This is a genomic window from Tolypothrix tenuis PCC 7101, assembly GCF_963874875.1.
Classification (GTDB): Bacteria; Cyanobacteriota; Cyanobacteriia; order Cyanobacteriales; family Nostocaceae; genus Aulosira; species Aulosira tenue.
This window is the reverse complement of the sequence record NZ_CAWNJS010000001.1, coordinates 1,927,654-1,941,092: the sequence shown is the minus strand read 5'-3', so window position 1 is coordinate 1,941,092 and position 13,439 is coordinate 1,927,654. Positions and strand designations below refer to the sequence as shown.

11 protein-coding genes are annotated in these 13,439 nt (G+C 43.2%); 8 read left to right on the top strand and 3 right to left on the bottom strand.

The genetic code is table 11. The features are described 5' to 3' along the window. Positions 1–213: 213 nt before the first annotated feature. Positions 214–639, bottom strand: coding sequence for a nucleoside deaminase (locus AACU25_RS07950; RefSeq protein ID WP_096574671.1), 426 nt, complete (start codon positions 637–639; stop codon positions 214–216). A 91-nt stretch (positions 640–730) separates the two neighbouring features. Here AACU25_RS07950 and AACU25_RS07945 point away from each other — a divergent pair, with 91 nt between their 5' ends. From AACU25_RS07945 to AACU25_RS07915, 7 genes are all read left to right on the top strand, one after another. Further along, positions 731–1,522 (top strand): ion transporter, encoded by a 792-nt coding sequence (locus tag AACU25_RS07945; protein ID WP_096574670.1) that lies wholly within the window; start codon positions 731–733, stop codon positions 1,520–1,522. Positions 1,523–1,897: 375 nt separating this feature from the next. Beyond that, positions 1,898–2,824 carry a TIGR04222 domain-containing membrane protein gene (locus tag AACU25_RS07940; RefSeq protein ID WP_096574669.1) on the top strand — a complete coding sequence of 309 codons (927 nt, stop codon included), beginning with the start codon at positions 1,898–1,900 and terminating at the stop codon, positions 2,822–2,824. Positions 2,825–3,214: 390 nt separating this feature from the next. Continuing rightward, on the top strand, positions 3,215–4,048 hold the full coding sequence (locus AACU25_RS07935) for an MbnB/TglH/ChrH family RiPP precursor modification enzyme (protein WP_096574668.1): 834 nt from the start codon (positions 3,215–3,217) through the stop codon (positions 4,046–4,048). Further along, positions 4,039–4,614 (top strand): hypothetical protein, encoded by a 576-nt coding sequence (locus AACU25_RS07930; RefSeq protein WP_096574667.1) that lies wholly within the window; start codon positions 4,039–4,041, stop codon positions 4,612–4,614. Before AACU25_RS07935 ends, AACU25_RS07930 begins: the two co-directional genes overlap by 10 nt. 78 nt (positions 4,615–4,692) lie before the next feature. Further along, positions 4,693–5,724, top strand: coding sequence for a UDP-3-O-(3-hydroxymyristoyl)glucosamine N-acyltransferase (lpxD, locus tag AACU25_RS07925; protein ID WP_096574666.1), 1,032 nt, complete (start codon positions 4,693–4,695; stop codon positions 5,722–5,724). A gap of 214 nt (positions 5,725–5,938) precedes the next feature. After that, complete coding sequence (locus tag AACU25_RS07920) at positions 5,939–10,885, top strand: NB-ARC domain-containing protein (RefSeq protein ID WP_321206576.1); 4,947 nt, start codon at positions 5,939–5,941, stop codon at positions 10,883–10,885. Positions 10,886–11,078: 193 nt separating this feature from the next. Beyond that, on the top strand, positions 11,079–11,360 hold the full coding sequence (locus AACU25_RS07915; protein WP_096583576.1) for a hypothetical protein: 282 nt from the start codon (positions 11,079–11,081) through the stop codon (positions 11,358–11,360). Positions 11,361–11,372: 12 nt separating this feature from the next. On the opposite strand, the gene AACU25_RS07910 is transcribed toward AACU25_RS07915, so the two are convergent. Both AACU25_RS07910 and AACU25_RS07905 read right to left on the bottom strand, forming a co-directional pair. Then, positions 11,373–11,534: a hypothetical protein gene (locus tag AACU25_RS07910; protein WP_190445609.1), complete on the bottom strand. Its 162-nt coding sequence runs from the start codon at positions 11,532–11,534 to the stop codon at positions 11,373–11,375. A gap of 169 nt (positions 11,535–11,703) precedes the next feature. Beyond that, entirely contained in the window at positions 11,704–11,892 is a 189-nt protein-coding gene (locus tag AACU25_RS07905; RefSeq protein ID WP_096574665.1) for a hypothetical protein, read from the bottom strand. A 956-nt stretch (positions 11,893–12,848) separates the two neighbouring features. Here AACU25_RS07905 and AACU25_RS07900 point away from each other — a divergent pair. Continuing rightward, the gene (locus AACU25_RS07900) at positions 12,849–13,244 is read left to right on the top strand and encodes a hypothetical protein (RefSeq protein ID WP_096574664.1); all 396 of its coding nucleotides are present in this window, start codon (positions 12,849–12,851) and stop codon (positions 13,242–13,244) included. The last annotated feature ends 195 nt before the right edge of the window (positions 13,245–13,439 follow it).

Here is a 13,439-nt window from a genome sequence, read left to right as displayed (position 1 = left end):
TATCGAAATACAGTTCACTTAAGAAAATTAATTGATAACAAAACCAAAAAAACTAGTTACTCAATAAAGAAAACAGAACAATAATTTTGGAGGGGGTTTGGGGGACGCAACCGTCACCCAATCGGGGGTTTGGGGGAGAATCCCCCAATTGATCTGGCTTTTTTAATCAGTGACAAATCAATCGCTATTTAAATAAAATAGAATGCTTGGCGTTTAATTAAATAATGCCAAGCATTCTGTTTTTAAAACTCCTTTAATCACATTGATATTTCTAAATGATTTAGCAATCACCTCTTCACAAGAAATCTCAATTTGTGATTGATTGATGGAAATTAAATCTTGAATAGAAGCACCATAGATAATCTCAGAGATACCCGTCCACACACAAGCAGTTGCACACATAGGACAAGGTTCAGCAGTGGTATATATGCTATACCCTGTCAAAGAAGGATTTTGAATTTTAGCTGTTAAACTACGAATAACATTGATTTCTGCATGAGCAGATGGATCGTGATCTCGTCTTACAGTATTATGACCTACGGCAACAACTTCGTTATCTTTCACAATCACTGCGCCATAAGGTGCATCACCTTTTGTTGCTTCTGCGATCGCTAGGCGCATAAAATATTCACGATCCATATTACCTAAGGAGTGGAAAAAGATACTTGTTAAGAATATCGCATTTTAAATGTTGTTTCTACGAAATACTGAAAAATAGTTAGGGTTATATATGTTACTGAGCAGAGAAAAAGCCGAATTCTATTTAACAGACATAGAAACACCACTAGGACAAGTAATTAACTTAACTATCGCCGGATTGGTTCTTTTATCTTCAGGAATTTTCGTAGCAGAAACTTATAATATTCCTGATTCTCTCCGTTTCCAATTACAAATTATTGATACTGTTATATTCATAGTTTTTGCAGTTGAATATGCCATCCGTCTATGGAGCGCAGAAAATAAACTCAAGTATTTTTTTAGTCTATATTCCATTATCGACTTAATTGCTATCTTGCCATTTTTTCTAGGAGCTGTAGATTTAAGCTTTATTCGTTTATTACGATGGTTTCGGATTTTAAGGCTAATCAGGTTTATCGATAAAAAATTTTTCTTTGGTAGTGTCAGTACTGAAGATGGGGTAATATTTGCACGAATATTATTTACCTTATTTGCGATTATATTTGTTTACTCTGGCTTAATTTATCAAGTTGAACATCCTGTTAATCCCCAAAGTTTCGCCACTTTTTTAGATGCATTGTATTTTTCCATTGTCACCATGACAACTGTGGGTTTTGGGGATGTAACACCCGCTTCTGAATTAGGACGCTGGTTAACAGTATTGATGATTTTGACAGGTATCGCCTTAATTCCTTGGCAAGTTGGTGATTTAATTAAGCGATTGGTAAAAACTGCAAATCAAATAGAAGCAAATTGTTCTGGGTGCGGTTTAGCTTACCACGATGCGGATGCTGGGTTTTGCAAAAGATGCGGAACCAAGTTACCCGTGATGAGTGCTGATTAATTTCTGTTTGAGGATTCAGGTTTTTAATTAATGAAGAATTGCAGAGACGCGATGAATCGCGTCTGTACAAGATTCAAAATAGCAGTGGTAGGGTGGGTTATGGCGGAAAAACTGATGCACTGCTGATATTAATATCAAAGTTTTCCGTAAACACGATAACTCTTGTTGTTTGTATATATGGAGCTAATATATTTCGTACAAATTGGCGGGAATCAATAGACCATTTATAAAACGTCAAAGCCAGAGAAAACAATACTTTTGACTTTTGACTTTTGAACGCCAGTTGCTACAACGCGGGGAACCCGCGCAACGCACTGGCTCCTTTTGACTTCCGCCTTGAGGTACTAGTGGTGTGATAATTGGGAGTAAAACCTTATGGAAGCCTTGCTACATAACCCAATTGCAGATATGTACGGGCCAAACTTCTTACTTTTGTATGGTAGCGTCATTAGCTTGACACTTTTTGGTTGCTGGAAACTTGTACAAGATCCGACAACAAATCAACCTTTACCTTTAATCCCTAGCGAACCAGATCCTTACGAAGTTGCTTACTTTCGTGAGGGAGTATTAGAAGTAGTAAAGGTAGCAATTTTGAGTTTAATTCAAAAGAATTATCTACAGATTACTGGAGAGAAAATCAGCCAAACATCAGAGCATGAGAATGTATTGCAATTGCATCCTATAGAGAGAGAAGTGTTTTTTAGTTATTCAACAACTCCAGAAGCAAAATCTCTCTGGGTAATAGCCTCGAAAGTAGTATTATATTGCGATACTTTTGAAGGAAAACTACGCAATGAACAACTATTATATGCTCAAGAATGGCAAAGATGGAATTATAAAGTTGGCTTAATTGCGGCTACAATTATTTTCAGTTTAGGTGGTTATAAACTCCTGATTGCTTTAGAAAATAACCATCATAATGTCAGCCTGCTCATATTTATGGCTGTCATATCGATAATGTGTATTTTATGGTTAAGCCGGATGCGATCGCGCCTTAGCTATCGAGGACAAGTTTACCTGCAACAACTCCAAGCTACATTTGCTCAATTGAAGACTAAGGCGAAGAACTCTAGCTTCCTTTCAGGATTTAATTACAATTTGCTAGTAGCACTCTTTGGCGTGGAAGCACTCGCTGGTACTGAATACGATTCATACTACAAAGTTTTCTATCCTGCGACATCTAGAACCAGTAGCCAAAGAAGCAACTCCTCTGATAGTGGTTGCAGTAGTGGAAGTTCCTGCAGTGGTGGAAGTTCCTGCGGTGGCGGTTGCGGTGGTGGCTGTGGTGGCTGCAGTGGTTAAATAAGCTGTTAAGGCATTTAACTTGCATAGATTGGGCGGGCAAGATGCCAGTAGTGTCAACTTAACGTGAAACCCGCTTGGTTGCAGGGTTTTGCCCTCACCCCCAGCCCCTCTCCCACAGGGAGAGGGGAGCAAGAGATTTAATTCCCCTTCTCCAGGGGGAGAAGGGGTTAGGGGATGAGGGCGAGGGTTTTTGTACAACACGCGCCGTATATAGCTTTCAGCTTAAGTTGACACATATGGCAAGATGCCCGCCCCACAATAAATATACAATTGAAGATTATGCAAATTAGATGTGGTTTAGCTTCCCAATTCTCCAAAATTTAGCCACAGGTGCAAACTTTGGAACCTTGTCATATATGGCTTTGTGAATTTTGAATTGCTAATAAGATGTTATCTCATCTCCCGAATTTAGGTGTGGGGTTAGGCTTTAGAGAACTCTTTAAAAGTGAATTGTTTCTCAATCGTCAGCCAGTAGACTTTCTAGAAATTGTTGCTGAACATTATTTAGATGCACCCGCAGCAAAACAGCAGGAATTAGAATTGCTGGCGGCGCATTTCCCCCTAATTCCCCATGCAATTAATTTGTCGTTAGGTAGTGCTGAAGGTTTGGATAGAGATTATTTGAGTAAACTAGCAGCACTGATTAAGCAGCTTAACCCGCCTTGGTGGAGTGAGCATCTTTGTTTTACCAAAGCTGGGGGAATTGATATTGGACATTTATCACCGCTACCTTATACCCAGGAAGCTGTGGAAGTTGTTTGTCGTAACATCGCTGAAGTGCGTCGCTGGATTGATGTGCCATTAATATTAGAAAATATTAGTTATTTGGTGGCGCTTCCTGGTGCGGAGATGACAGAAGCCCAATTTTTAGCAGAAGTAGCAGAACGTGCTGATTGTGGGTTGCTGTTAGATGTGACGAATCTCTACACTAATGCTGTTAACCACAGCTATGATGTGCAGCAGTTTCTGCAACAATTACCCCTAGAACGTGTTGTACAGTTGCATTTCGTCGGTGGACATTGGCATGATGGTGTGTTGATTGATAGCCATTCCCACTCGACACCAGCCGAAATTTGGCAACTGATGGATGATGTTGTCGCCAAGTTTCCAGTCAAAGGAATGGTTCTCGAACGAGATGAAAACTTACCAGCCTTTGCAGAATTAGTCGCAGAACTGCAACAAGCACGACATATCGCCAGGAGTCATGGTAAATGGGTTTAGCACAAACGCAGCAGATTTTAGCCCAACTGTATACTAATACTGAATTCAGGAACAGTTTCTTTGCTAACCCAAAAGTCGTTGGTGCAGAATTGGGACTAAGCGATGCTGAAATAGAGAATTTATCTCAACTTGCTACCCCACAAGTTAACTTGTTTGCCAATTCTCTAAAGTGGAAGCGATTAAATTTATTATCAAAACTACTACCACGCACTGCGATCGCACTCGGTAAAAACTTCAAAACTTTATTTTGGCAGTATGCAGAAACTTATATACCCCAGGGTATCAAGAAACATCGACAAGATGCGATCGCTTTTGCTGAGTTTATCGTCAAAACCTCTCAGCAAGCGGGGTTAGAACCAATTTGGATCAGTGATTTAGTCCGCTACGAACAAGCCTGGCTATTAGCTGAGGAACTAAATCACGGTTGGAAAGTATGTTGGTTTCGTTATCCCGTTGACAAACTAGAGACTGGTGAAGAGAAAATTCCTCCGCAACTGACAATCGCTGTATGGTGGCGTTTACAGGCGCGATCGCCTCTACATCATACTGTGCGATCACTATTTTAAAAATGTAAATCGTGAACATCTGGCTGACAAAGAGCGACAATTATCTTGCTTTTGTTTATGTCTCATCAATAAATAACAATGAAGTTCAGCGAAATTATCAGCCGATTTGATGATATTGTTACTGACCATAGCCTCAACACTAACCCCAACAGTGATCCAGAAATTACAGCCTTAGCAGCCATTGATGAAGCTAATAGTAGTAATCTCAGCTATATAGAAGGGCCGAAATTTTTCTCTTGGGTGGGTAAAACTAATGCTGGTGCGTTAATCCTTCCAGAAGACAAAACCTTACAGGCGCAAGCCCAAGAACGGAATATTGTTTGGGTAGCTACTAAAGAACCACGCTTGTTTTTTGCTAAAGCGATCGCAGTTTATTATCAACCATACCGCCCCAGCCCCGCAATTCATCCCACGGCAGTAATTGACCCCACAGCCGAAATTGGTAGCGATGTTTACATTGGCCCCCATGTAGTGATTCAGCAGCGAGTAAAAATTGGTAATGGTGCGATTATTTACCCGAATGTCGTCATTTATCCCGATGTTACCATAGGCGATCGCACTACCTTACACGCTAACTGTACCATCCACGAACGCAGCCAAATTGGTGCAGATTGTTTTATTCATAGTGGCGTTGTCATCGGTGCTGAAGGGTTTGGCTATGTACCTACACGTAGTGGGTGGGTAAAAATGCAACAATCCGGCTACACTGTTTTAGAAGACCGCGTAGAAGTTGGTTCTAACAGCGCCATTGACCGCCCCGCCGTCGGCGAAACCAGGATAGGTCACGATACAATCATTGATAACTTAGTGCAAATTGGTCACGGTTGCAAAATTGGCTTTGGTTGTGCGATCGCCGGACAAGCTGGACTGGCTGGTGGCGTAGAAATTGGTAATCGCGTCATCCTAGCTGGACAAACCGGAATAGCCAATCAAGTCAAAATTGGCGACGGTGCGATCGCATCCGCGCAAGCAGGAGTTCATAATGATGTTGCACCAGGAGAAATTGTCTCTGGTACTCCCGCCATTCCCCACAAACTATATCTCAGAGTATGTGCGGTTTATAACCGGCTACCAGAAATGTATAAAGCGCTGAAGCAATTTCAACGTTAAGTGGGCATGGGGAATAGGGCATAGGGCATAGGGCATAGCAAAGAGTTACCAATGCCCAATGCCCCAAGTCGGCGTAGCTAAAGCATCTCTTTGGGGTTGTGTCCTGAAGCAACCAAACTCTGGGGAAATGCTTTAAAATCAGGATTCAATCAGCTTGGGGTAGTGGTTTCAAACTGGGGTAGCCCCAAACTTTTTGGTCGATTTTGGAAATGCAATGCCAAAAACTACTTACGGAGATGTAATCAAAACGCGAGTTAAGCGTCTATTGGCGGCGTTGCTTGGTTTTGCGGCTGGGGAATTTGCGGAAGATAATTTGAATATTGAGTATCACTGGAAAGAAGAAGATAGCCCTAACCCCAAGCTGACGATGAACACAACTCTGGTAACTTTGGAGTTGTTGACGCAAAAAGACGAATATCCAGGTAAGTTAACTAAAACGCAAATCCGCGCCGCACTGCATTTACTGAAGGATTTTGTCAAAATTCTGGAAGATAACCGGATTCAAACCAAGGGTGCTGATGAGTGGCACTTTACTTTAAAGCTATGGTCAAGGGATAAAGAAAAGAACCTGGAAAAGTTTGATGAGGTATGGCAAAGCAACAAACCAAAGAAACCTCAACAACTAGAAGTTAATTACCCTGAAGATGAGGGTGTTGCTGTTGTACCCCAAACTCAACTTGCCATATTTCAAGCACCACCTTTACCTGCACACTTTGTTGAACGCCCAGAATACAGCGATGATTTAAAAACTCGCCTGCTCACAGAAGATAATCGCACATTGGTAATTACGGCGATTCATGGTTTGGGTTCGGTGGGTAAATCGACCTTAGCCGCAGCTTTAGCAGTAGATGCAGAAATCCAAACTCGGTTTTGTGATGGGATTTTGTGGGCTACATTAGGTCAACAGCCTGATGTGCTGTCTTTAATTAGTGACTGGGTACAAGCATTAGGAGACTACAGCTTTAAACCTACTAGTGTAGAAGCAACTACTAATCATTTACGGACGCTGCTTTATGACAAAGCTGTGTTGCTAGTGGTGGATGATGCATGGAATACGCAAGATGCCCAAGCGTTTAATGTGGGTGGGGTGCGGTGTCAGGTTTTAGTCACAACTCGTGAAGCAGCAATTGCCGATGCTTTAGCAGCTAACACCTACAGCCTGGATATCATGACACCAACTCAAGCTATGGCGTTGCTGACGAAGAAATTAGGACGGGAAATTACAGGTGCAGAACGTCACTCAGCAGAAAATTTAGCTCAAGGTGTTGGTTATCTCCCCCTCGCGTTGGAACTTGCAGCGGCCGAAGTTGCTAGTGGTACGACTTGGGATGAACTATTGAGAGATATTCAGCAAGAGGTAGCGAGATTAACCAGTTTTGACCGACCGGAAGCCCAAGAAATTACCGATGAGGCGAGTTTAAAACGCTTGAGTTTAACAGCATCATTAAACTTGAGTGTCAAGAGAATACCTCAAGAAAAGCAGCATTTTGCTTGGTTGGGGGTGTTGCCGGAGGATGTGAACATTAATAAGATGATGGCGGCGACGCTGTGGGCAATGGATGAGCGTGATGCTGCCCAGATGTTGGAATACTTACGGAATAAAGCATTGTTATTAACAGGAGTACCCCTTGCTGATGGTACGCCTACCTATCGTTTACATGACTTATTCCATGATTTAGCTTGTAATTTGTTAACTGCTACGCCACAGCCAAAGCGGAGAGGAGATTTGCCAGGGTTAGGTTTAAATCTGACTGATGCTCATACTGCTGTTGTGGAGAAGTATCGGCAGAAAACCCAGAATAATTTATGGCATACCTTACCTGATGATGGTTACATTCATCAGCATTTAGTTTGGCATTTGGAAAAGGCGGGACTTTTTGCAGAGATTCACTCTTTATTGTGGGAAGAGTCGGCAACTGGCAATAATGGCTGGTTTGAAGTGCGGGAACAATTGGCACAAACAGGGGGTTACATCACAGATATATCTCGTGCTTGGGAATTAGCCCAAAGGAATTGGACTGCATCAACATTAAGTTTGCAGTGTCGCTATGCTTTGATTACTACATCCCTGAATAGTTTGGCAGCTAATTTACCAAGAGATTTATTAATTGCTTTAGTCAAAAACAAGAAGTGGACTCCCGAACAAGGACTAGCTTACGCCCTGCAAAAACCAAAGCTAGAAGAGAAAATCGACGCACTGGCAAAACTAGTCAATTATCTGCCACCAAATCTTCAACAATTAGCACTGCAAAAAGCACTTGCTGCTGCCAGGGCGATTCAGGATGAGAATCATCGTGCCCAAGCCTTGAATGTCTTAGCAGATAAACTAAAAGAAGTATTACCAGAAGCACTTGCTGCTGCTGTGGCACTTGGGAATGAGAATCATCGTGCCCAAGTCTTGAGTGCCTTAGCAGATAAACTGCCACCAGAGTTGTTAAAAGAAGCACTTGCTGCTGCCAAGACGATTCGAGATGAGAATTATCGTGCCGATGCCTTGAGTGCGTTAGCAGACAAACTGCCACCAGCGTTGTTAAAAGAAGCTCTTGCTGCTGCCAGGACACTTGGGAATGACTATGATCGTGCCCAAGTCTTGAGTGCGTTAGCAGATAAACTGCCACCAGAGTTGTTAAAAGAAGTATTTGCTGTTACTAGGGCGATTTGGGATGAGTATTATCGTGCCGATGCCAGGAACGCCTTAGCAGATAAACTACCACCAGAGTTGTTGCTAGCAGCTCTTGCTGTTACCAGGGCGATTCGGGATGAGAATTATCGTGCCGATGCCTTGAGCGCCTTAGCAGATAAACTGCCACCAGAGTTGTTAAAAGAAGCCCTCACCGCCGCTAGGTTGATTCTGTATGAGGATTCTCTTACCCATGCCTTGAGTGCCTTAGCAGATCAACTGCCACCAGAGTTGTTGATAGAAGCCCTCACCGCCTCTAAGGTGGCTCGGAATGAGTATTATCGTACCAAAGCCTTGATTGCCTTAGCAGGCAAACTAAAAGAAGTATTACCAGAAGCCCTTGCTGTTGCCAGGGCGATTTGGGATGAGTATTATCGTGCCGATGCCTTGAGTGCCTTAGCAGATCAACTGCCACCAGAGTTGTTAAAAGAAGCCCTTGCTGTTGCTGTGGCGATTCGGGATGAGAATTATCGTGCCGATACCTTGAGTGCCTTAGCAGATCAACTGCCACCAGAGTTGTTAAAAGAAGCTGTTGCTGTTGCCAGGGCGATTGGGGATGAGTATTATCGTGTCTATGCCTTAAGTGCCTTAGCAGATCAACTGCCAGGAGTATTGCCAGAAGCCCTTGCTGTTGCCAGGGCGATTGGGAATGAGTATTATCGTGCCTATGCCTTGAGTGCCTTAGCAGATAAACTACCAGAAGTATTACCAGAAGCCCTTGCTGTTGTCAGAGCGATTGGGAATGAGCGGAATCGTGCCTATGCCTTGAGTGCCTTAGCAGATAAACTGCCACCAGAGTTGTTAAAAGAAGCTCTTGCTGTTGCCAGGGCGATTCGGGATGAGTATTATCGTGCCTATGCTTTGCGTGCGTTAGCAGACAACCTGCCACCAAAAGAAGCTCTTGCTACTGCCAGGGCAATTGGGGATGAGTATTATCTTACCAAAGCCTTGAGTGCCTTAGCAGATCAACTGCCACCAGAGTTGTTAAAAGAAGCTCTTGCTGTTGCCAGGGCAATTAGGGATGAGAATGATCGTACCGATGCCTTTAATGCCTTAGCAGACAAACTGCCACCAGCGTTGTTGCCAGAAGCTCTTGCTGCTGCCAGGGAAATTAGGGATGAGAATGATCGTACCGATGCCTTGAGTGCCTTAGCAGACAAACTGCCACCAGAGTTGTTGCCAGAAGCTTTTGCTGCTGCTGTGGCGCTTGGGAATGAGCGTAATCGTGCCATAGCCTTGAGTGCCTTAGCAGACAACCTGCCACCAAAGTTATTGCCAGAAGCTTTTGCTGCTGCTATGGCGATTGAGGATGAGTATTATCTTACCAAAGCCTTGAGTGCGTTAGCAGACAAACTGCCACCAAATTTGTTGCCAGCAGCTTTTGCTGCTGCCAGGGCGATTCAAAATGAGTATGATCGTGCTCAGGTGTTGATGGCCTTAGCCCAGAAACTACCAGAGGTTTTGCCCGAAGCTATTGCTGCTGCCAGAGAGATTGAGGATGAAATGACTCGTGCTGAAGTTTTGATACCTTTAGTAGAGAAACTACCGCCAGAACTACTGCCAGAAGCCCTGACTGCGGCTAGAGAAACTCAGTATAACTATTATCGTGCTGCGGTTTTGATTGCCTTAGCCCAAAGATTACCAGAACTTTTGCCCGAAGCTATTGCTACTACCGAGGCTATTGAGGATGAGTCTTGTCGTGGTCATCGTTTAAGTGAATTAGCGGAGCAACTACCAGCAGAATTATTACCAGAAGTCCTAGCGATCGCTCGGAAAATTCAGGATCATTACGAGCGCGCCCATCCTTTGATAGCTTTAGTAGAGAAACTACCAGAAGTTTTGCCAGAAGCCCTTGCTACGATTAGAGAAACTCAGCATGACTGTGATCGTGCTGCGGTTTTGATTGCCTTAGCCCAAATACTACCAGAAGTTGTGCCAGCAGCTATTGCTGCTACCGAGGCGATTCACAATGAGTCTTCTTTTGTGCATAGTGAATTAGCCGAGAAACTACCACCAGAATTATTACCAGAAGTCCTTACTGCTGCTAGAGAGATTCAGGATAACCGTTATCGTGCCCATGCCCTCAGTGCCTTAGCTCAAAAACTACCACAAATTTTACCAGAAGCACTTGCTACAGCCAGGGCAATGGAGGATGATTCTGATCGCGCCGATGCCCTCGGTGAGTTAGCCGACAAACTACCAGAGGTATTACCAGAAGCACTCACTGCTGCTAGGGCAATTGATAATGAGTATTATCGCATCAATACCCTCCGTGCCTTAGCTTTCGGTCTGTCACAAATGCCATCCGCCATACTTTTTCCACTTTGGCAAGATACCCTTCACCATTTATCTGTTCGCACTCGCCCTAATTTGCTGCAGGATATAGAGGTATTGTTTCCAGTTATCTTTGCATTAGGTGGTGAAGCAGCAACGGCAGAGGTTTGGCGTGCAATTATGGATGTAGGGCGATGGTGGAAATAATTCGTAATTCGTAATTCGTAATTCGTAATTCGTAGTTCGTAATTTACACCTCAAAAGTATAGAGTGCGATCGCCTTTCCAGTCTCAAAAGTATGGAGTGCGATCGCCTTCTCGACAAAATGCGATCGCAATTCACTAGAACTATCTGGAATTTTCAAGTTGTCGTCAAGCCACAGCTAGAGAACAAAGCACCTATGAACAACAATAATTCTCATGTTGAAACCCCAGATAACGATATGCTACCTGAATATGATTTTACAGGTGGTGTGCGCGGAAAACATCATCAAGAATATCGACAAGGACATACGGTAACAATTCATCAAGCAGATGGCACAACCGTAGTACAGCACTTGACAATGCCAGAAGGTGCAATCATGCTCGATCCAGATGTGCGAGAATTTTTCCCGAATGCAGAAGCAGTAAATCACGCACTACGCACACTCATTCATCTAATTCCTCAAAAAAAAGTTAGTTAAGGATATAACAATCTACTTGCAGTTTGAGGCTTTTGTGATGCAGGTGGGATTTGGGGATGCGATCTCCTTCCCAGCCTCAAAAGTATTGAGTGCGATCGCTGCTCGATAAAATGCGATCGCTGTTAATACCAATTCAAATAATGTTGGCGACAGATAAATTCTTTGTAGGGGCACGGCACCAGTAAGATATTGGATATGCCAAAAGATTGTGGATGTTCCCTACAGATCTGTGGCGTTCTTGTTTCAAAATGGTATAACTACTCCAAAAAATGCGATCGCTTAACCTTGTAAGATTCGCACTCCATCTCTTCGCTGCGATTTCTACCACCAAGCGATGCAGCATCTACACCAAATCAGCCTTGTTTACCAAAATTACCTCATCCATAGAGAACATCGGTTGCTTCATAACCAACGTGATCGGGTTGTCTATCAATGAGCGCTCATCCATAGAGAACATCGGTTCGTTCATAACCAACGTGATCGGGTTGTCTATCAACGAGCGCTCATCCATAGAGAACATCGGTTCGTTCATAACCAACGCGATCGGGTTGTCTATCAATGAGCGCTCCTTCGTTCACAACCAGATCTCATTCACAACCAACGAGCCAATTTTTTGCACCAAGTGGCTGTACTAGGTGTTAATACTTGTCGGGGAAGGGGGAAGGGGGAAGGGGAAAAGGGGAAGAAAAAACCTTTAACCTTTCACCTTTTCCCCAAAACCAATTTTGGTTTCAAAACCCTTAACCGATATCTCGGTGTTGGGTTTGCTTAGGGATTTCCAAGAAATAAATTATTCCATCTTGTGGGGCGGGCATCTTGCCAGTGGTGTCAACTTAACGTGAAACCCGTTTAGTTGCAAGGTTTCGCCCTCACCCCCAGCCCCTCTCCCGCAGGTAGAGGGGAGCAAGAGATTTAGTTCCCCTTCTCCCGGGGGAGAAGGGGTTAGGGGATGAGGGCGCGAGGTATTTGTACAAAGCCCGCCCTATATAGCTTTTAGCTTAAGTTGACACCAACGGCATCTTGCCCGCCACATAAACTGGGCGGACAAGATGTCCACCCCACAATAAATACTGGGATATTTTTTATTTGGAAGTCCCTTACGTCAACCCAACCTACTCATGGGTGAGCAATTGGGGATTAAAAGGCGATCGCCCGAGATTACGCATAATTACAGAATTATAACCCAAAATATTGTTAAAAAAAGCTAAAAATTTGTTATTTTCCCTGAACCGAAATCTACCTATTTTAAGACAAGCTAACAGTAGCACCGCAAAGCGAAATTCAAAATTAAAAACTAATATCAATTTGCCAAAAGAGGAAAACAGACTAAACCCCTAAAATCTATATCCTCACCAAATTTCCTAATTACGAATTACGTAGCGCTTTGCGCTTCCCGCAGGGTCTTACGAATTACGAATTACGAATTGGTATAAGTTGATGAATTTACACGGTGCTGTAGTCGCAAATTTAATGAGGAGTGAATCTATCATGACTTTACCTAAACGCTCATCGCGTGTTCTAGAAAAAGCGCTACAGAGAGCTTCTGGAATGCAAGCTATTGATCCAAATCTTGATTTTGGTAATTCTAATAGTTTGCAAAATATGGTGCAAATAATTGAAGAATTACGCAATAAACTCAACGCTCATAATACTGCTTTGGCTGTAATAGATGCCTCCAAAACTGATATTGATAAGTTAGAAAAAGCCTTGAGTGTTGTATGTGAAAATATGCTGATGTCTGTTGCTGGCAGATATGGAAAAGAAAGCACCGAATATGTGCAAGCGGGTGGAGTACTGAAGAGCGATCGCATCCGCAAAGGTACTATTACTCGCATCAAATCAGGTGTAGAGAAACCACCTGTTGAGCCGATAGAAACAGCATAAGCTTTCGGATGTTGACTGTTGAAGGTTAACAATCAACATTAGATCTCTGGAAAAAGGGGAAAGGTTAAAGGGGAAGGGGAAAATACAAAACCTTTCTCCTTTGCTTCTAATCCCCACTGCGTTGTAGAGACGCGATTAAAATTGGTGTCAACTTAACGTGAAACCCGCTTTGTGCAAAGGTTTTGCCCTCACCCC